The organism is Salinicola lusitanus (assembly GCF_003206045.1).
Taxonomy (GTDB): Bacteria; Pseudomonadota; Gammaproteobacteria; order Pseudomonadales; family Halomonadaceae; genus Salinicola; species Salinicola lusitanus.
In genome coordinates this window covers 47380-64959 of the sequence record NZ_PZJM01000007.1, presented here as the reverse complement: position 1 = coordinate 64959, position 17580 = coordinate 47380, and the positions used below count along the sequence as shown (strand labels likewise).

18 protein-coding genes are annotated in these 17580 nt (G+C 64.6%); 10 read left to right on the top strand and 8 right to left on the bottom strand.

Features of this window, described 5'->3' with window-relative positions:
• Window positions 1-93 precede the first annotated feature (93 nt).
• A complete protein-coding gene (locus tag DOM45_RS13085; RefSeq protein ID WP_110601203.1) occupies window positions 94-1326 on the top strand; it encodes a pyridoxal phosphate-dependent aminotransferase in 1233 nt (410 codons plus the stop codon).
• Between the two features lie 53 nt (window positions 1327-1379).
• On the opposite strand, the gene DOM45_RS13080 is transcribed toward DOM45_RS13085, so the two are convergent.
• Entirely contained in the window at window positions 1380-2372 is a 993-nt protein-coding gene (locus tag DOM45_RS13080; RefSeq protein WP_110601201.1) for an adenosine deaminase, read from the bottom strand.
• A 204-nt stretch (window positions 2373-2576) separates the two neighbouring features.
• Complete coding sequence (locus DOM45_RS13075) at window positions 2577-3209, bottom strand: LysE family translocator (protein WP_110601199.1); 633 nt, start codon at window positions 3207-3209, stop codon at window positions 2577-2579.
• Window positions 3210-3253: 44 nt separating this feature from the next.
• Here DOM45_RS13075 and DOM45_RS13070 point away from each other — a divergent pair, with 44 nt between their 5' ends.
• Both DOM45_RS13070 and DOM45_RS20405 read left to right on the top strand, forming a co-directional pair.
• Window positions 3254-3652, top strand: coding sequence for a DinB family protein (locus tag DOM45_RS13070; RefSeq protein ID WP_205909463.1), 399 nt, complete (start codon window positions 3254-3256; stop codon window positions 3650-3652).
• A gap of 27 nt (window positions 3653-3679) precedes the next feature.
• Window positions 3680-3811: a hypothetical protein gene (locus DOM45_RS20405; protein WP_205909462.1), complete on the top strand. Its 132-nt coding sequence runs from the start codon at window positions 3680-3682 to the stop codon at window positions 3809-3811.
• Window positions 3812-3817: 6 nt separating this feature from the next.
• On the opposite strand, the gene DOM45_RS13065 is transcribed toward DOM45_RS20405, so the two are convergent.
• From DOM45_RS13065 to DOM45_RS13045, 5 genes are all read right to left on the bottom strand, one after another.
• Window positions 3818-4534, bottom strand: a complete 717-nt coding sequence (locus tag DOM45_RS13065) for a haloacid dehalogenase type II (RefSeq protein WP_110601197.1) — start codon at window positions 4532-4534, stop codon at window positions 3818-3820.
• A 64-nt stretch (window positions 4535-4598) separates the two neighbouring features.
• A complete protein-coding gene (locus DOM45_RS13060; protein WP_205909461.1) occupies window positions 4599-6179 on the bottom strand; it encodes a PucR family transcriptional regulator in 1581 nt (526 codons plus the stop codon).
• A 5-nt stretch (window positions 6180-6184) separates the two neighbouring features.
• The gene (locus DOM45_RS13055; RefSeq protein ID WP_110601195.1) at window positions 6185-7669 is read right to left on the bottom strand and encodes an NAD-dependent succinate-semialdehyde dehydrogenase; all 1485 of its coding nucleotides are present in this window, start codon (window positions 7667-7669) and stop codon (window positions 6185-6187) included.
• Window positions 7670-7788: 119 nt separating this feature from the next.
• The gene (locus DOM45_RS13050; protein ID WP_110601193.1) at window positions 7789-8565 is read right to left on the bottom strand and encodes a DeoR/GlpR family DNA-binding transcription regulator; all 777 of its coding nucleotides are present in this window, start codon (window positions 8563-8565) and stop codon (window positions 7789-7791) included.
• Between the two features lie 174 nt (window positions 8566-8739).
• Window positions 8740-9747 (bottom strand): nucleoside-specific channel-forming protein Tsx, encoded by a 1008-nt coding sequence (locus DOM45_RS13045; RefSeq protein WP_240612395.1) that lies wholly within the window; start codon window positions 9745-9747, stop codon window positions 8740-8742.
• A 476-nt stretch (window positions 9748-10223) separates the two neighbouring features.
• Here DOM45_RS13045 and DOM45_RS13040 point away from each other — a divergent pair, with 476 nt between their 5' ends.
• From DOM45_RS13040 to DOM45_RS13010, 7 genes are all read left to right on the top strand, one after another.
• Window positions 10224-11495: a NupC/NupG family nucleoside CNT transporter gene (locus DOM45_RS13040; RefSeq protein ID WP_110601189.1), complete on the top strand. Its 1272-nt coding sequence runs from the start codon at window positions 10224-10226 to the stop codon at window positions 11493-11495.
• Window positions 11496-11609: 114 nt separating this feature from the next.
• Window positions 11610-12383 (top strand): deoxyribose-phosphate aldolase, encoded by a 774-nt coding sequence (gene deoC / locus DOM45_RS13035; RefSeq protein WP_110601188.1) that lies wholly within the window; start codon window positions 11610-11612, stop codon window positions 12381-12383.
• A 27-nt stretch (window positions 12384-12410) separates the two neighbouring features.
• The gene (gene deoA, locus DOM45_RS13030) at window positions 12411-13742 is read left to right on the top strand and encodes a thymidine phosphorylase (protein WP_110601186.1); all 1332 of its coding nucleotides are present in this window, start codon (window positions 12411-12413) and stop codon (window positions 13740-13742) included.
• A gap of 13 nt (window positions 13743-13755) precedes the next feature.
• Window positions 13756-14976, top strand: coding sequence for a phosphopentomutase (locus tag DOM45_RS13025; protein WP_110601184.1), 1221 nt, complete (start codon window positions 13756-13758; stop codon window positions 14974-14976).
• Window positions 14976-15704 carry a purine-nucleoside phosphorylase gene (gene deoD / locus DOM45_RS13020; RefSeq protein ID WP_110601183.1) on the top strand — a complete coding sequence of 243 codons (729 nt, stop codon included), beginning with the start codon at window positions 14976-14978 and terminating at the stop codon, window positions 15702-15704. The genes DOM45_RS13025 and deoD overlap by 1 nt, the downstream gene beginning before the upstream one ends.
• Window positions 15701-16138, top strand: coding sequence for a cytidine deaminase (locus tag DOM45_RS13015; RefSeq protein WP_110601181.1), 438 nt, complete (start codon window positions 15701-15703; stop codon window positions 16136-16138). The genes deoD and DOM45_RS13015 overlap by 4 nt, the downstream gene beginning before the upstream one ends.
• Window positions 16139-16141: 3 nt before the next feature.
• Window positions 16142-16639, top strand: a complete 498-nt coding sequence (locus DOM45_RS13010) for a GNAT family N-acetyltransferase (protein ID WP_110601180.1) — start codon at window positions 16142-16144, stop codon at window positions 16637-16639.
• On the opposite strand, the gene DOM45_RS13005 is transcribed toward DOM45_RS13010, so the two are convergent.
• Entirely contained in the window at window positions 16614-17576 is a 963-nt protein-coding gene (locus DOM45_RS13005) for a formylglycine-generating enzyme family protein (RefSeq protein ID WP_205909460.1), read from the bottom strand. The two genes, DOM45_RS13010 and DOM45_RS13005, sit on opposite strands and share 26 nt — an antisense overlap.
• Window positions 17577-17580: the final 4 nt, after the last annotated feature.

Here is a 17580-nt window from a genome sequence, read left to right as displayed (position 1 = left end):
TCCCCCGATGCCGTACGAGATCCGTCATTAGTCGACTCGCCATCGAGGCGTTATGATCGATGCATGCGCCCCTGACCACCAGCGAGCCCCTCCATGTCTGACGTCATTCCCTCAAGCCTGCGTCCTTCCTGCTCTTCCCGTGTTCACACGATGCCCGACAACCAGATCGTCGCGGTCGCGGATCTCGCCCGGCACGACGCCTCGGTCGTCAGGCTCTGGATCGGTGAGGGTGACTTGCCGACACCTGAATACATCAAACAGGCGGCAATGGATGCATTGACGGACGACGATACCCGCTACAGCTACTCTCAAGGGTTGCCCGAGCTTCGCCAGGCACTGGCCGACTACCATCGTCGCCATTGGCAGGTGGAGGTCTCCAGCGATCGCTTCTGCGTCACCATCGGAGGCATGAATGCCGTCACCATGGCGATGCAGGCGATTCTCGATGAAGGGAGCGAAGTCATCATGCCCACCCCGGCCTGGCCCAATGCCAGGCAGATGATCGAGATCGTGGGAGGAGTCAACGTGCCGGTTGCCTTCGACTTCCATCCGGATGGCAATATCGAGCTCGACCTGGACAAGCTGTTCGCCAGAGTGACCGAGCGCACCCGTGCCGTCTTCATCAACTCACCGTCCAACCCGACGGGCTGGCGCATGCCGCTCGAGGACATGCGGCGGCTGAGAGACTTCTGCCGAGAGAAAGGGCTCTGGATCGTGGCCGACGAGGTCTACAATCACTTCGTCTATGACGGCGGAGGCCCGGCGCCATCCTTCCTGCAGATCTGCAAGCCTGATGACAAGCTGCTGGTGACCAACACGTTTTCCAAGAATTGGTGCATGACCGGCTGGCGTGCGGGATGGATCACATTCCCCGGCGGCATGGATCAGTTGTTCGCCCGACTCTGCCAGTACAACACCACCGGCGTGGCATCGTTCATTCAGCGGGCCTGCATCGTCGCTCTCGAGGAGGGCGATGAGTTCATCGCCCAGCAGGTCGCCCGCTGCCAGGCATCGCGGGACGTCCTGGTCGACGGGCTGACCGCGCTGGACAACGTGACCGTATTCTCACCCGAAGGTACCTTCTACCTCTTCTTCAAGGTTCACGGGCTCGATGAATCCAGCCTGGAGATGGCCAAGCGGATTCTGCGGGAAGCCAAAGTCGGCGTAGCCCCGGGCAGCGCCTTCGGTCCGGAGGGTGAAGACTACCTTCGGATCTGCTTCGCCATCGATCCCGAGCTTGCCAAGGAAGCGCTCGACCGACTGACTCCGTTCCTTACTGATCTGGCCGACGCGTCACAGGACACCACTGCCTATCTAGAGGGCTGAACGAGACTGCCCGCCATCTTCGGCGGGCAGTCTCGCGCGGAGTTCGAAACCGTTCAGCAGGTCGATAGCCTTTCCAAGAGCTCGCTGCGGCGAGTCTCCGACATGAACGCGACTTCGATCGCGTTACCCGCCAACTGCTTGAAAAGCTCCCGATCCCAGTCGAAGGCTTCGAAACACGCCAGGTAATTATTCAGCACGCCGCCACCGAAATAGGCCGGATCGTCCGAATTGAGCGTGACTTTCACCCCCTGCTCGATCATCGCGGGCAACGGATGATCGGCCATCGTCGGAACGACCTTCAATCGCACATTGGAAAGCGGACAGACGGTCAGCGGGATCTGGGACTCGCGCAGACGCTCCAGCAGCGCCTCATCCTGCAAGCAGGCAACGCCGTGATCGACCCGACAGATATCGAGTACGTCCAACGCTTCGCTGATATAGGCCGCCGGCCCCTCCTCCCCTGCGTGCGCTACGCGAGGAATGCCCAGCGCCTTGGCCCGTTCGAATACCGCCGCGAACTTGGCCGGCGGATTGCCCACCTCCGCGCTATCGAGCCCCACCGCGTCGATCGACTCGTAGAAGGGTGCTGCTTTCTCGAGCACGTCCATCGCTTCGCTCGCATCACGATCGCGCAGAAAGCTCATGATCAGTGCCGTGGTCATGCCCCAGCGGCGCTGTGCGTCTCGCATGGCGCGGCGCAACCCCTCGAACGGGATCGCCAGCTCAACTCCCCGGTTCAGATGCGCCTGGGGATCGAATGACAATTCGACATGCACCACGCCCTCTTCGTGGGCGCGCTCGAGGTACGCCATAGCCAGATCATGGAAATCCTGCTCGGTGTGCAGCACCCGCATACCCTGGTAGTAGAGATCCAGAAAAGATTGCAGATCACTGAAATCGTAGGCCGCGCGCACTTCGTCCACGGTATCGTAAGGCAGCGCCACGTTATTGCGCGCCGCCAGCGAGAACATCAACTCCGGCTCCAGCGAACCCTCGATATGCAGATGCAGTTCGACCTTGGGCAGTTCACGCAACCAAGTCTCCATGAGCTTTCCTCGCCGGTTGATGGAATGCGATTCAGGATGCCGAAAATGAGTCGGCGAGGAAAGCGTCGGCGAGGTGCCGACGGACGTCGCGAGCGATACCCCTGGAGGCAAACTCCGTCGAAGAAACGCCGTTTACGGGCAGTAAACGAGCATTTTGAGCCGGATTTCAACGCAATGTGGGCGAACGCAGGCGTGGGTCGGGGATCACACCCGCGTCGTCAGCACCTTGATACCCAACGCCACCATCGCCAGCCCCAGCACCCGGTCGATCCAGTGACTGAAGCGTTTGAACGCACGATGAATTGGCGGCGTGGAGAGCAACAGTGCCACCGCCGAGAACCAACCCAGTTGGATGAGCATGATCCAGGCGCCGTAGATGGCGATCTGGTATAGCGGCATCGACGGCGACAGCACGATGGTAAACAGCGAGACGAAATAGATGGGTGCCTTGGGATTGAGCGCGTTGCAGAGAAACCCGGTGCCGACGGTGCGCAGCGCCGAGCGCGGCGCCACCACCGGGGCGTCACCGATGTTAGCCGTCACGGCAGCCGGCCGTGAGCGCACCCCCTTGATCCCAAGATAGAGAAGGTAGGCCCCGCCCAGCAGCTTGATCGCCCACAGCGCTTCCGCGGAATTGGCGATCACCGCGGCTAGCCCGAAGGCGGAATAGACGATGTGGATCGACAGGCCCAGCGCGATGCCCAGGCTGCACAGCAGGCCGATGCGCTTGCCGTGGTTGAGCGTCTGTTGGGTGACGAGGACGAAGTCCGGCCCCGGCGAGGCGGCCGCCAGCAGATGCACGAAGGTGATGACGACCAAACCGTGTAGGATTTCCATGACGACTCCTGCGATGCCGAAGAGAAGCGCGAGGTAATCCTGTCATGATCCAACACTTTCGCCATCAGGCCTACTGCAATCTGTGGTCGAACCATCGCCTGCTGGAGGCCTGCGCCAGATTGTCGGTGGCCGAGCTACAGGCCAGGCGCAGCAGCTTTTTCCCGTCGATCCATGCCACGCTCAACCATATCCTGGTCGTCGACGCCTACTACATCGACGCGCTCGAGGGGGGCACGCTCGGTCAGCGGGCGTTCGAGGACGAGACACCGCACGCGCGCATCGATACGCTTCTGCCGGCGCAGGAGATGCTGGACCGACGACTGATCGCTGTCTGCGACGAGCTGAAGCCTTCGACGCTCGCCGACAACGTCACGCTCGAGCGGGCCGACCGTCGACAGCTCGAGCCAGCACATCGCGTGCTGGCGCATCTCTTCGTCCACTAGACGCATCACCGTGGCCAGGTTCACGCCATGCTTTCGGAGACCGACGTCGCCCCGCCACAGCTAGACGAATTCTTCCTGCTCGACGAAGCGCCACTGAGGCAGGCGGAGTTCGAGGCGCTGGGCATCAGCGAAGCGCAGGTGTGGGGGGCACTTCGCTGAAGGCGATCACGCCAACTCGCGATGCGCCTCGGCGAGCGCCGCCATGCTGTTGAAGCGAAAGTCGACCGTCGGCATGTCGCCGGGATTCATGGTCGCGCCGAAGCCTTCCTTGTCGTGGCGACGATAGATCCAGCAGTTGGCCAGTCCATAGCGGTTGGCCGGCTGGTGATCGTGGAACATGCTCTCGGCGGTATGCAGGATTTTCGACTTGTCGATCCCGCGCTCACCGAGTTTTTCCAGCATATAGTCGAAGTTGCGCGCCGCCGGCTTGTAGGAACCGATGTCCTCCGCCGTGTAGACCGCATCGAACTCGACGCCAAGCTTGCGTTGGCTGTAAGCGAAGCTCTCGTTGTCGACGTTGGATAGCACCACCAGCTTGTAGTGCTGCTTGAGATAGCCAAGCGCCTCCGCCGTGTCGGCGAAGGCCGGCCACTGCTTGACGAAGTCACCGTAGGCCAGGCACTCGTCATGGTTGACCGCCACGCCCCACTCTTCCGCCAGGCGCTTGTAGACGACCGCCAACAGCAGCCGATACTGCAGGTGTGGCGTGTAACGCTGCTGGGTCGATTCATGTCGGGCGTGCGCCTCGAGCACCTGGTCGCGGCTCAGGCTCAGCCCGGTGCGCTGCAGCAGCGGCTGCAGCCCGGCGACCATGCCGCTCTCCCAGTCGATCAGGGTGCCGTAGACGTCGAAGGTCAGGGTGGTGAAATCCGTCAATTGCATGGTGTTCTCTCGGGTAGTGTCGAAATGCGTTTCCAGAGTCGTATGTCTATGCTTCGGCTGGCGTTCAACCGGACTCCGTGTTGAGCAGGCGTATGGCGACCTGGAGCTGCAGTCTGGCGTCGGCGTCGTTCAGGGGCATGCCCAGCGCCGTCTCCAATCGCTCGATCCGGTAACGCAGCGTGCTGATGTGGATATCGAGCGCCCGGGCGGTCTGCGCCAGCTGGAAGCCGCTGTCCGCCAGCGCCGAGAGCGTCTCGACAGCACTCTGCCGCCGCGCGCCCTGCCCCAGGGCACGGGAGATGCGTTCGAGGAACAGTCGTCGCGCCTCGGCATCGCCCTCCAGCACCCGGTCGAACAGCAAGGCTTCGAAATCCCGGCGTTCTCCCGGCCTGAGGGAGGGCAGCAGGCGCGCCACGTCGCCGGCGCCCTCGGCGATGGCTGTCGCCCCCCGCGCTTCGCGACTGATCGCCATGGCCGCCGCGCCATCGTTGAGTTCGCGCCACAGCATTGCGGTCGAGATGTCGGTGCGAACCAGAAACAGCAACTGGTTGAGCGAGACGGAGATCAGCGGCGGCAGGCCCTGGGTCTCGAGCAGCTCCCTCAGGCGACGCTCCCATCGCTCCCGACGCAGCAGCCCGTCTCGGCTCAGCGGCACCGGCTCGTTGAGCAGGATGGCGCAGACATGGTAGCCGGCTCGGGGGTCCCACCCCTGCAGCGACGCCCGCTCCAGCGCGGCCGGGGTGGGCTCGAACCGCCCTTCCAGCAACGAGTCGACGAAGGCGTAGCCGAGCCGGGTCTCCTGTGCCTGCAGCGCCCGCTGGTGGGACAGGTGCAGTGCAGAGATCAGGGCAGCCTGCTCGGCGGCGCGCCGTTCCAGCTCGCCGACGGGAGACGCCGTCTCGTCGATCCACAGCGTGGCGGCCGGCATCTCCAGAATCCGTACCGGACAGGCCAGCATTCGGCCATCGCCCTCCTCGCCCAGAGAGCGCGCCGAGACCGAGGTCAGGAACTGGGCATCGGCCAGCATGGCCGATGTCGGCAGGCGCCTCGTGTCGAGTTCGGCGCTACCTCCCAGCCATTCACCCTCCAGACCGGTAAAGAGCACGTCCCGCTCGAGCAACAGGCTCAATGCCGTGGCGATATCGCCCAGACTGCGCGCAGTCAGCGCCGACCGGGTGAGATCGCGATGAATCCTTTCCGCCTGGGCGATCAACTGCCCCTGACGGGCGATCAGCCAGGCGTGCACCTCCTCGGTGATCTGGCTGAACGGTACATCCCAGGGAATCTCCAGGAGCGGGAAATCCAGCGATTCGGCGACGCGACGGCTGGTCTCGGGAAAGGCAGTGAGAAACCTCGGCACCGCCAGCGCCACGCCGGCGAGCCCCTTCTTCACCAGCGCCTCGATCAGCGAGCGCTCGGCGGCAGGTTCGTCGGGCCAGTGGTAACCGGTGGTCAACAGCAGTTGACCCTCGCGAACCCAGGCGACGATATCGGGATGATCGACCATGTGCACCCAGCGCAACGGCCGATCCAACGAACGCTCGCCGGCCACCACGCGAGCGTGACGCAGATTGGTCTCGCGCAGCGCCGTGGCCAGGTCGAGCTCGACCGGCGGCCGCTTCAGGTCGGTTCCGTCAACCGACACGGCGGTCAGCCATCCAGCCGCGTCGAGACGAACTTGGTGTCGAGATATTCGTCGATGCCGTAACGCCCCCCCTCGCGGCCCAGCCCGCTATCCTTGACGCCGCCGAACGGCGCCTGGGGCACGGAAGGCGCACCGTCATTGACACCGACGATACCGTAGTCCAGCGCTTCGGAAACGCGCGCCGCCCGCCCCAGGTTGCGGGTCCACAGATAGGCGGCGAGACCGAACGGCGTGGCGTTGGCGGCGGCGACCGCCTCCTCCTCGCTGTCGAAGGCAACCAGCGGGGCGACGGGACCGAAGGTCTCCTCCTGCATGACCTGCATGTCATTGGTAACGTCCGCGAGCACCGTCGGCGCAACGAAGAACCCGTCGACCTCACGCTCGGCCGTCAGGCGACGGGCTCCTTTGGCCAGGGCATCGTCGATATGAGACTGCGCCTTGTCGCGCCCCGCCTGGCTGACCAGCGGACCGATCTGGGTCGTCTCGTCTTCCGGCTGCCCCACGCGCAGTTCGTCGACCGCGGCCGTCAGACGCTCGGAGAAGGCGTCGAGAATGCCACGCTGAACGTAGATGCGGTTGGCACAGACGCAAGTCTGGCCACCATTGCGGAACTTGCTCGCCATCACCTCGGCCACCGCGGCCTCGATGTCGGCGTCGTCGAAGATCAGAAACGGCGCATGCCCACCCAGTTCCAGCGACATGCGCTTCATGGTGGCGGCGGACTTGGCGTAGAGATGCTTGCCAACCGGCGTGCTACCGGTGAAGGTCACCTTGCGGATGCGTCGGTCTTCCATCAGCACGTCGCTGACCGCTGCCGGCCGTTCGGCGGTGATCACCTGGAACACCTCCGCCGGCCCGCCGGCCTGCTGCCAGAGCCGAGCCAGCAGCAGCGCCGTGATCGGCGTCTGCTCCGCCGGCTTGACGATCACCGAGCAGCCGGCCGCCAGCCCCGGCGCCACCTTGCGGGTGATCATCGCGGCCGGGAAGTTCCACGGCGTGATGGCGAGTACCGGGCCGACCGGCTGACGCAGCACGGCAAGGCGCTTGTCCGGATGCTGGCTGGGCAGAATGTCGCCATCGACACGCTTGGCCTGTTCCGCGTACCACTCCAGAAAGCTGGCTGCGTAGTCCACTTCACCGCGGGCTTCGCGGATCGGCTTGCCCATCTCCCGGGACATGGTGACGGCGAGGACTTCCTTGGCTTCCATCATCGCCTGGTGCCACGCCTTGAGCAGAGCTGACCGTTCGAAGGCGGTGGTCCTGCGCCACGCCTCGAAGCCGCGCTGGGCGTTGTCGACAGCCAGCTTCGCCTGCGCCACGCCGCAGTCGGCGACCTCGGCGATCACCTCCCCGGTGGCGGGGGAACGCAAGGCGTAGCGGCCGGCATCAGCGGCATCGAAGCCGACGATCGAGGCGGCGTAGTAGCTGGCGTCGGCGGGTGGGCGAAGCGATACGGCGGGATTCTGAGAAGACGGTGAGGTAGCAGACATCGATCCGGGCACCTGTTCGAAACGTAGGAAGTCTGGCCATCCTACCCCTAGGCCGACACGAATTCCTCCTACTGAAAACAGGTATTATCCGCCAGATATCTCTACCAAAAGCAGGATGATTAGACCACGTCGATCTTCGCGCCCACCTCTGCGGGCATCCGGTCGCGCCAGGTCCGGCCGGGATCGCCACTGGTCAGCAGGGTGTCGAAATCCGACAGTTCGGCAAAAAATGCCGCACGCATCACGTCGAGCTTGCTCTCGTCGGCGACCAGGATCCTGCGCTCCGCATGCTCGATGGCGGCCTGCTTGGGCGCCACTTCATGGAAGTGGAAACAGCTGGCTCCCTTTTCGGCATGGACGCCGGCGGCGGAGATCAACGCCTTGTTGATGCCCAGGCGTCGAATCGCCGTGGTGACGTCCTGCCCGCCGAAGGAGTCGGAAGCGGCGTAGTAGAGCCCCCCGAGCACCACCAAGCGCATGTTGGGCATGTCGCGCTGGCTGAACGCGTTGGCCACGTTGAGGGCGTAGGTCACGATGGTCACGTTCATCTCGCGCGGCAGCAACGCGCAGAACGGCATCAACGTCGTGCCGCAATCGACAAAGACGGTATCACCCTCCTCGATCATCGACACGACCGCCTCGCAGAGACGTTGCTTGGCCTTCGCGTAGCGGTCTCTCTGCGCATCGAGATTGTAGGCGACCGCGAACTGGGGGTTATCGGCCATCACCAGATGGCCGCCGAAAGAGACGATAGCGCCATTGCTGGCGGCGATATCCCGCCTCACCGTCATTTCGGAGACATCGCACAGCGTCGCCGCGTCCGCCAACGGAAGCGCACCGTGACGCCGAATCGCTTCACGGAGTCTCTCGAGCCTTACGGCGCTGCGGCCATTCATGGGGTTCTCCCGACATCATCTTCCAGATCAGGGTGTCGCGACAGTGTCTCGCACGGCAGGACTCCTCCTTGGAGGCGCAGCAGGCAGCGCGGTATTGCCGTCGGTCGATGATCATACCCTGTAACGCAGCGAGGAGCCCGCAGGCTCCCCGTCGGCGAATCCCTCCCCGCCAGGTTAGAACTGCCAGCCGACGCCGAAGTAGTAACCCCAGCCGGTGGAGCGCAACTCGAAACTGTCGCCGTGACTGTTGGGGAACGGCGCCATCTCGCCATCGTTCCACTGGCCGCCGTTGTGGAAGTAACGCGCCACTGCCATGAACCGCAGATGCGTGAACTGATACAGCAGCACGTTGGTCGCCACGGTCGATTCGTTGGTACGGGTCGGGTCGTTGTCGCCCAGGTCCGAACCGAAGTCGTGGTTGGTGAAACCGACGTAGACCAGCGACGCACCGTTATCGAAGCTGCCCAGCGGGTAGGAGTAGTTCAACTGGGCGCGATAGCCATCCCAGGAGTGCTCGTTGGCGGCGCCGTAGTTTTCCCACTGGCGACGCTTGTAGAGATTGAACGAGAGCCCGAGCGGCGAGCCGGTGTCGATATCGGTGCCCAGGCCGGCATAAAGGGTGTTCTGGCGGCTCTCGGTGGTGTGCCCCCAGTCGAAGATGTAGTCGAAGGCGACGAACCACTCCTTGAACGGGCCGAAGCTGAGGTCCTGGCCGGTCATGTCATCGATGGAGAGGCGCGGCTCCAGCTCCATGAACACCGGCGACCCCTTGTCGAAGATGCCGCTGTCCGCCGCGTTGCCGACGCCGAAGAACTTCGGAAAATCGATATAGCCGTAGAGATCCAGCGGCCCCTTGCGACCGAAGAACTCGTACTCCAGATAGATATCGTCGACCTGCTGCGGCCCGAATCGGATATTCTTGCTGCCGATGACGGTGAGGTTCTGATGATACCAGTCGGAAAGATAGGGGCCATCGGCGGTTTGCCCTTCGGCGGTCGGCCCCTCGTCCGGCGTCTCCTGCTCGATGACCGGCGCACCGCCCTGGTCATCGGCGGCCCAGGCCGGAGAGACGGCGAGCAGCATCGCCCCCAACCCTGCCGCCAGTGTCAGTCGCGAATGACGAATTCCCCCGTCTGCCGGCCGCACCGAATCCACCCTCGGCCATGCAAGTCGCTCTATCATGCGATCCCCCTACCTTGTTTGTTGTGACATCGTTGTTCGATTGGTCTGAAAAATCCCTGCGCTCACCCACACGGCGTCTTCGCGCCGATTCTTGCCTTGGCTGAACGACGCTCATCGATTTTTCAAACAGGGCCTACGGCATGGCCGTCTTGATTTTGTGACTATTTTTTCATCTACACCGTCGACCGACACCGGCTTGACACAAGCAAGTCTGGTAACGAAGTAGCCTGAAAAACACCATATATAGGCCTACCCACGGCCCAAAACTACTTTATGGGCTTGTTAAAAGAAAAACAATAAGTGACGAGCAAAACCCAAAAATGTTAAAAATATCTCAGGAACTGCGCTACTCGAGTGTCGGCCACCGTCATATCGGTCCATGACCGCAGGCGCCAGGCCACGGGATCCTCTCCCCGCTCGCCGATGCCCTTCATGTGCGCTTCCTACCCACAAAGGCCAACACCAAGGACAACAACATGACACTCCTCATGGGTCTGGTCGGCGTCATCGTGCTACTGCTGATCGCGCTGATCTTCTCGAGCGACCGCAAGGCGATTCGCTTGCGGACCGTCATCGGCGCTTTCGCCATTCAAGCCGGTATCGGCGCCTTCGTGCTCTACGTACCTGTCGGCCAGAGCGTGCTGGGCTCCGTCTCCAGCGCCGTCAGCCAGGTCATCAGCTACGCCAACGACGGCATCGGCTTCCTGTTCGGCAACCTGGCCGACCCGACCAATGTCGGCTTCGTCTTCGCCATCAAGGTGTTGCCGATCATCATCTTCTTCTCGTCGCTGACGGCGGTGCTCTACTACCTGGGCATCATGCAGTGGGTCGTGCGCATCCTGGGTGGCGCGTTGCAGAAGGTGCTGGGCACCTCGCGCACCGAATCGCTTTCCGCCACGGCCAACATTTTCGTCGGCCAGACCGAAGCGCCGCTGGTGGTAAGGCCGTTCCTGGCAAGCATGACGCGCTCCGAGCTGTTCGCGGTCATGTGCGGCGGCCTGGCGTCCGTCGCCGGCTCGGTGCTCGCCGGTTACGCGGAACTCGGCATCCCCATGGAGTACCTGATTGCCGCCTCGTTCATGGCGGCGCCCGGTGGCCTGCTGTTTGCCAAGATTCTGATGCCGGAAACGGAGACGCCCGACGATCGCACCCAGCAGGCCAAGGAGGTCCTGGAAGCCGAGGACAAGCCGGCCAACGTGCTGGATGCCGCCGCTTCCGGTGCCTCGTCGGGGCTGATGCTGGCCGCCAACGTCGGCGCGATGCTGCTGGCCTTCATCGGTCTGATCGCCCTGATCGACGGCATCCTCGGTGGCGTCGGCGGCTGGTTCGGGATGGATTCGCTGAGCCTGTCGATGATCCTCGGCTGGCTGTTTTCGCCGCTGGCGTTCGTGCTCGGCATTCCCTGGCATGAAGCGACGCTGGCAGGTTCGTTCATCGGCCAGAAACTGGTGGTCAATGAATTCGTGGCATACATCAACCTGGCCCCCTATATCAGCGGGGACACCGTGGTCGAGTCGACCGGGCAGGCGATGTCCCCCCACACCGCCGCGATCCTGTCGTTCGCGCTGTGCGGCTTCGCCAACCTCTCGTCGATCGCGATCCTGCTCGGCGGCCTCGGCACGCTGGCGCCCAGTCGCCGGCCCGAGATCGCCCGCTACGGCCTCAAGGCCGTACTCGCCGGCACCCTTTCCAACCTGATGTCGGCCACCCTGGCCGGGATCTTTCTGTCGCTGGCCGGTACCGCCTGACCCGGAGTGCTTGACGCACAATCACCACGAAGCCCCGGCAGACTGGACGGAATCGCGCCGGGAGCCGGGCCCGGCAGGAAACCGGCGCAAGACGCCGGACAAGGAGATAAATGGATGAGCAGTCTCGAGCACGCCGCCAGCCAGGCGCTGGCAATGATGGACCTCACCTCGCTCAACGATGACGACGACGAGGGTGCCATTCGAGCCCTGTGTCGTCGTACCGACACGCCATACGGCGCCCCTGCCGCGGTCTGCCTCTACCCCGCCTTCATCGACGCTGCTGATCGCGAGCTGACGGCGATGGGAATCCGCGACCGGGTGCGGATCGCCACGGTGACCAATTTCCCCGACGGCAGCGTCAACGTCGAGCGCGCCTGCCGGGAGACCCGGGCAGCCGTCGCGGCCGGCGCCGACGAGGTCGACGTGGTCTTTCCCTACAAGGCGCTGATCGGCGGCGATGCCGAGTCGGGACGCGCCCTGGTCTCCGCCTGCCGCGACGCCTGCGGCGACCGCCTGCTCAAGGTGATACTGGAAACCGGCGAACTCAAGGACCCGGCGCTGATCCGTCAGGCGGCAGACATCGCCCTCGAGTGCGGTGCGGACTTCCTCAAGACCTCCACCGGCAAGGTGGCGACCAACGCCACGCTGGAAGCCGCCGAGATACTGCTTGGCGCCATTCGCGACAGTGGCCGTGACGTCGGATTCAAGGCCGCCGGCGGCATCCGCTCCAGCGACGATGCCAAGGCCTATCTGGACCTGGCCGCCGGCATCATGGGCGAGGCGTGGCTCACGCCCGCGCGCTTCCGCTTCGGCGCTTCCGGTCTACTGGACGCGCTGCTCGCGACACTCTCGGGCGACGACACCCAACCGACCCGCGGCGGATACTGACACGGTCGATCATGAGCGGAGAGCGCCATGCTGACGCAGGAAATCATTCGACGTAAGCGCGATGGACAGACCCTCGACCGCAAGATGCTCGACCTGGTCATGGGCGGCATCGCCGACGGCAGCATCGGCGACGCGCAGATCGGCGCGTTCGCCATGGCCGTCTATCTCAACGGCATGAACCGGGACGAGGCGGTGGCGCTGACCGAATCGATCCGCGACTCCGGGCAGGTGATGCGCTGGGACGACCTCGCATTTGACGGCCCAGTGCTCGACAAGCATTCCACCGGCGGGGTCGGCGATCTGGTGTCGCTGGTCCTCGGCCCCTGGGTCGCCGCCTGCGGTGGCCACGTGCCGATGGTCTCCGGTCGCGGCCTGGGCCACACCGGCGGCACCCTGGACAAGCTCGAATCGATTCCCGGCTACGACGTGACCCCGCCCGACGCCGTTTTCCGCCGCCTGGTGAAAGAGGTCGGCGTGGCGATCATCGGCCAGACCGGGTCGCTGGCGCCGGCCGACAAGCGTCTCTACGGCGTTCGCGATGTCACCGCCACGGTGGAGTCGATCCCGCTGATCGTCGCCTCGATTCTGGGCAAGAAGCTCGCCTGCGGCCTCGAGACGTTGGTGATGGACGTCAAGGTCGGCAGCGGCGCCTTCATGCCGACGCCGGAAGCGTCGCGCGAGCTGGCCGAGGCGATCGTCGCCATCGGGTGCGGCGCGGGCACCCGGACCTGCGTACTGTTGACCGACATGAACCAGCCGCTGGCCGACTGCGCCGGCAATTCACTGGAAGTCTTCGAGGCACTGCGGCTGCTTGGCGGTCATGGCAAGGAGAGCCGCCTCTATCAGGTGACGCGGTCGTTGGCCCAGGAGATGCTGATCCAGTCCGGCCTGGCCAGCGATGCCGGTGATGCCGACAAGCGCCTGGATCGCGCGCTCGACTCCGGCGAGGCGCTCGAGCGCTTCTCGCGCATGGTGCAGGGTCTCGGCGGCCCTGGCGATCTGGCGGAGCGCGCCGGCCACTATCTCCCCACCGCCCCGGTCACGCTCGACCTCGAGGCGGATCGGACGGGATTCCTCCGCGCCATCGACACACGCGCCCTGGGCCTGGGCGTGGTCGAGCTGGGCGGCGGCCGACGTAACGCGGGTGACGCCATCGATCACCGAGTCGGCCTGTCACACATCGCCCCGCTCGGCCAGCACCTCGAACCGGGACAGCCGCTGCTGCGCATCCATGCCGCGGATCGGGCCGATGCCGACGCCGTCAGCCAACGCCTGCGTCACGCCTTCGACCTCGGCGATGCACCCGTCGAGCCGCCCCCGCTGGTTCACGCCACGCTGCGCCAGGAAGATCTGTCATGAACGAGGCAAAGAGATGAAACGCGCGATTCTGCTGGTCCTCGACTCCTTCGGCATCGGCAACGCCCCGGACGCCGCGGACTTCGGCGATGCCGGTGCCGACACCCTGGGACATATCGCCCACTATCGCGCCGATGCCGGCCGGCCGCTCGCGCTACCCAACCTGGCTCGTCTCGGGCTCTATCACGCCCATCGGCTGAGTACCGGCGAGTGGGCGGCCGGCGTCGACGTTCCCGACACCGTCGAGGGTGCCTGGGCCTGTGCCCGCGAAATCTCCTCCGGCAAGGACACCCCCTCTGGCCACTGGGAGATCGCCGGCGTGCCGGCACTGTTCGAATGGGGCTACTTCACCGACCGCGAGAACAGCTTTCCGCCGGAACTGCTCGAAGCATTGATCGAGCGCGCCGAGCTGCCCGGGGTGCTCGGTAACTGCCACGCCTCCGGGGTGCCGGTGATCGAGGCGCTGGGCGAGGAACATGTCGCCAGCGGCAAGCCGATCGTCTACACCTCGGCGGATTCCGTGTTCCAGATCGCCGCCCATGAAACCCACTTCGGTCTCGACCGCCTCTATCGGCTGTGCGAGATCGCCCGCGAACTGCTGATGCCCTACAACATCGGCCGCGTCATCGCCCGCCCCTTCATCGGCGAAACGCCGAAAACCTTCGAACGTACCGGCAATCGCCGCGACTATGCCATCGAACCGCCGACGCCGACCGTACTGCAGAAGCTGCACGACGATGGTGGCAGGGTACTCGGTGTCGGCAAGATCGGCGATATCTACGCCCACTGCGGCGTCAGCGAGGTACGCAAGGCGCACGGGTTCGAGGCGCTGTTCGACGCCACGCTGAAGGCGATCGGCGACGCCGGAGACCGGACGCTGGTGATGACCAATTTCGTCGATTTCGACACGCTCTACGGCCACCGCCGCGACCCGGAAGGCTATGCCGGCGCCCTGGAGGCCTTCGACCGGCGTCTGCCGGAGGTGATGGCAAGACTCGAGCCCGGCGACCTGCTGATCCTCACCGCCGATCACGGCAACGACCCGACCTGGCGCGGGACCGACCACACCCGTGAGCAGGTGCCCATCCTGATCGCAAGTGACAGGCTGGCCCCCGGCAACTACGGCCGCCGCGAAAGCTACGCCGATATCGGCCAGACGCTGGCCGAGCATTTCGGACTGACCTCGATGGACCATGGGCGTTCACTACTGACGGAATCGCCCCAGGGAGACAAATGATGGCAACCCCGCATATCGACGCCCAACCGGGCGCCTTCGCCGACACCGTATTGATGCCTGGCGACCCGCTGCGCGCCCAGTTCATCGCCGAAACCTTTCTCGACGATGTCGAGTGCGTCAACCGGGTGCGCAACATGCTCGGCTTCACCGGCACCTACCAGGGCCGCAGGATCTCGGTGATGGGTAGCGGCATGGGCATTCCCTCCTGCTCCATCTACGCCAAGGAGCTGATCACCGAGTATGGCGTCGAGCGACTGGTTCGGGTCGGCTCCTGCGGTGCGGTGCGCGACGACGTCGCGGTCAACGATATCGTCATCGGCATGGGGGCGAGCACCGACTCCAGCGTCAACCGGGCGCGCTTCGGCGGTCACGATTTTGCCGCCATCGCCGATTTCGACTTGGTCCGCCATGCGGCGGACGCCGCCCGCGAACGCGGCACGAAGATCAAGGTCGGCAACCTGTTCTCGGCGGATCTATTCTACACGCCGAACGTCGAGTTCTTTCAGACCATGAAGCGCCACGGGATTCTCGGCGTCGAGATGGAGGCCGCCGGCCTGTATGGGGTCGCCGCCGAATTCGGCGCCCGCGCACTGACCGTGTGCACCGTCTCCGACCACATCCTCGCCGGCGAAGCCCTCGATGCCCAGGCGCGCCAGACCGGCTTTTCCGAGATGATGGCGATCACCCTGGAAGGGCTGTTGCGCGATGATCGGGAGACGAATCGATGAAACCGGCCGCGACCGATATCCAGGTATCCGATGAAGTCCGGCGGATGGCGCTACACGTCCGCGACAACGCCTACGTGCCCTATTCCGGCCATCCGGTGGGCGCAGTGTTGATCAGCGAGAGCGGCCAGACCCACGCGGGTTGCAACGTCGAGAGCGCCAACTACAAGGGACTCTGCGCCGAGACCAGCGCCATCGCCGGGCTGATCTCCAGCGGCGAGCGCGAGATACATGAGATCTACGTCATCGGCCCCGGCGAGCACCTCTGCACGCCCTGCGGCGACTGCCGTCAGCGCATTCGCGAATTTGCCACGCCGGAGACCCGGATCGTGGTTCTCGACGGCGAGGGCCGCCCGCTCAAGCGCTATACCATGGACGAACTGCTGCCCGACTCCTTCGGTCCGGAGAACCTGAACAAGACCTCAGGGATGCGCTGAGCGATGTGCAACGAGCTCGCCTTTCGCGTGGCAGCGCCCGACGACCTGCCGGCGCTCTGGTCGATCCGTAACCTGGCGGCAAGGGTTCAGTGCGCGGGGCACTACCCGCCCGCCGCACTGGAGACCTGGCTCGCTGCCGCACCGAGCGACGGTTTCCGACATCTCCTTCGACAGGGTCACGCGATCGTGGCGGAACAAGGGCGGAACATCGTTGGCTACACCGTCGTCGACGTCGGCGAACGGGAGCTGGAAGCGCTGTTCGTCGCCCCGGACCATTTCCGGCGCGGTTGTGGTTCGCAGTTGCTGGCCCGGGCCGAGGAGCTGGCCAGCCAGGAAGGCATCGTCACCTTGACGCTCTCCGCCGCGCTCAACGCCATCGACTTCTATCTCGCCCACGATTACGAACTGCTCGCCATCGATGACTACGCTCATCGCAGCGGGGTGAGGTTGAAGCGCGGGGTGATGCAGAAGTCGCTCAAGATCTCACGCCGATCGTCCTGAACCCGATATTGCTGCTCGAAGCTGCCGGTGTGTTCGAGGTACGCGCCGCGTTCCGGTAGCGATTGCAGTACGAGTCGTGGCACAGAAACGAGCCGCCTCGCATCACGCGGCGCGCGACGTCGGGCGGTCCCGGCGGGTTGCTCAACGGCGAGCGCGCGTAGTAATCGGGGTCGAAGCCATCGCCGCACCACTCCCAGACATTGCCGACCGTCTGATACAGGCCATAACCATTGGGCGGGAAGGCCTCGACCGGCGCGGTGAAACGCCAGCCATCCTCGATGAGATTGGTGTGGGGGAAGTCGCCTTGCCAGATGTTGCAGCGCCATGCCCCGCAGTCGTCCGTCACTTCGTTCCCCCAGGGATAGCGGCATCCCGCCAGTCCGCCACGCGAGGCGTACTCCCATTGTGCTTCACTGGGCAACCAGCGCCCCGCCCATTGACAGTACGCCACGGCATCGCGCCAGCTGACGTGCACGACCGGATGATCCAGCAGGTCATCCACCGTCGACAACGCTCCGCCCGGGGCGCGCCAATGCGCACCCCGTACCGCGACCCACCACGCCATGCCGTCGAGGGCGCCGAGCAGGTCCTCCGTCGTTGCCTGCACTTGATGGCGAAACACCGCCGAGACTCTCCACCGCTCGGCATCGGTGCGATATCCCGTGGCGGCGACGAAACGCGCGAAATCGCGGTTGGTAACGGTGGTCGCATCGATGACGAACGCGTCGAGATAGACCGCATGCGTCAGGTGTTCGCCATCGCGACGGTTGGCGATATCGGTACCTTCCCCCATGACGAACGAACCGGCGGGAATGGCCACCTGCTCGATCGAATGGTTACCGGCTCCCGCCAGTCGACGCGGAAGCCCGGCGGCCCCGGCCTCCGGGTTCTTTCGTGCCAAGGGCGGGGTACAGCAGGCACGACCGTTCGAAGCCATTCGA

Bases quoted from the DNA above. Each gene is read 5' to 3' on its own strand.
- DOM45_RS13085 (WP_110601203.1), top strand. From the start codon at position 94: ATGTCTGACGTCATTCCCTCAAGCCTGCGTCCTTCCTGCTCTTCCCGT.
- DOM45_RS13080 (WP_110601201.1), bottom strand. From the start codon at position 2,372: ATGGAGACTTGGTTGCGTGAACTGCCCAAGGTCGAACTGCATCTGCAT.
- DOM45_RS13075 (WP_110601199.1), bottom strand. From the start codon at position 3,209: ATGGAAATCCTACACGGTTTGGTCGTCATCACCTTCGTGCATCTGCTG.
- DOM45_RS13070 (WP_205909463.1), top strand. From the start codon at position 3,254: ATGATCCAACACTTTCGCCATCAGGCCTACTGCAATCTGTGGTCGAAC.
- DOM45_RS20405 (WP_205909462.1), top strand. From the start codon at position 3,680: ATGCTTTCGGAGACCGACGTCGCCCCGCCACAGCTAGACGAATTCTTC.
- DOM45_RS13065 (WP_110601197.1), bottom strand. From the start codon at position 4,534: ATGCAATTGACGGATTTCACCACCCTGACCTTCGACGTCTACGGCACC.
- DOM45_RS13055 (WP_110601195.1), bottom strand. From the start codon at position 7,669: ATGTCTGCTACCTCACCGTCTTCTCAGAATCCCGCCGTATCGCTTCGC.
- DOM45_RS13050 (WP_110601193.1), bottom strand. From the start codon at position 8,565: ATGAATGGCCGCAGCGCCGTAAGGCTCGAGAGACTCCGTGAAGCGATT.
- DOM45_RS13045 (WP_240612395.1), bottom strand. From the start codon at position 9,747: ATGATAGAGCGACTTGCATGGCCGAGGGTGGATTCGGTGCGGCCGGCA.
- DOM45_RS13040 (WP_110601189.1), top strand. From the start codon at position 10,224: ATGACACTCCTCATGGGTCTGGTCGGCGTCATCGTGCTACTGCTGATC.
- deoC (WP_110601188.1), top strand. From the start codon at position 11,610: ATGAGCAGTCTCGAGCACGCCGCCAGCCAGGCGCTGGCAATGATGGAC.
- deoA (WP_110601186.1), top strand. From the start codon at position 12,411: ATGCTGACGCAGGAAATCATTCGACGTAAGCGCGATGGACAGACCCTC.
- DOM45_RS13025 (WP_110601184.1), top strand. From the start codon at position 13,756: ATGAAACGCGCGATTCTGCTGGTCCTCGACTCCTTCGGCATCGGCAAC.
- deoD (WP_110601183.1), top strand. From the start codon at position 14,976: ATGGCAACCCCGCATATCGACGCCCAACCGGGCGCCTTCGCCGACACC.
- DOM45_RS13015 (WP_110601181.1), top strand. From the start codon at position 15,701: ATGAAACCGGCCGCGACCGATATCCAGGTATCCGATGAAGTCCGGCGG.
- DOM45_RS13010 (WP_110601180.1), top strand. From the start codon at position 16,142: ATGTGCAACGAGCTCGCCTTTCGCGTGGCAGCGCCCGACGACCTGCCG.
- DOM45_RS13005 (WP_205909460.1), bottom strand. From the start codon at position 17,576: ATGGCTTCGAACGGTCGTGCCTGCTGTACCCCGCCCTTGGCACGAAAG.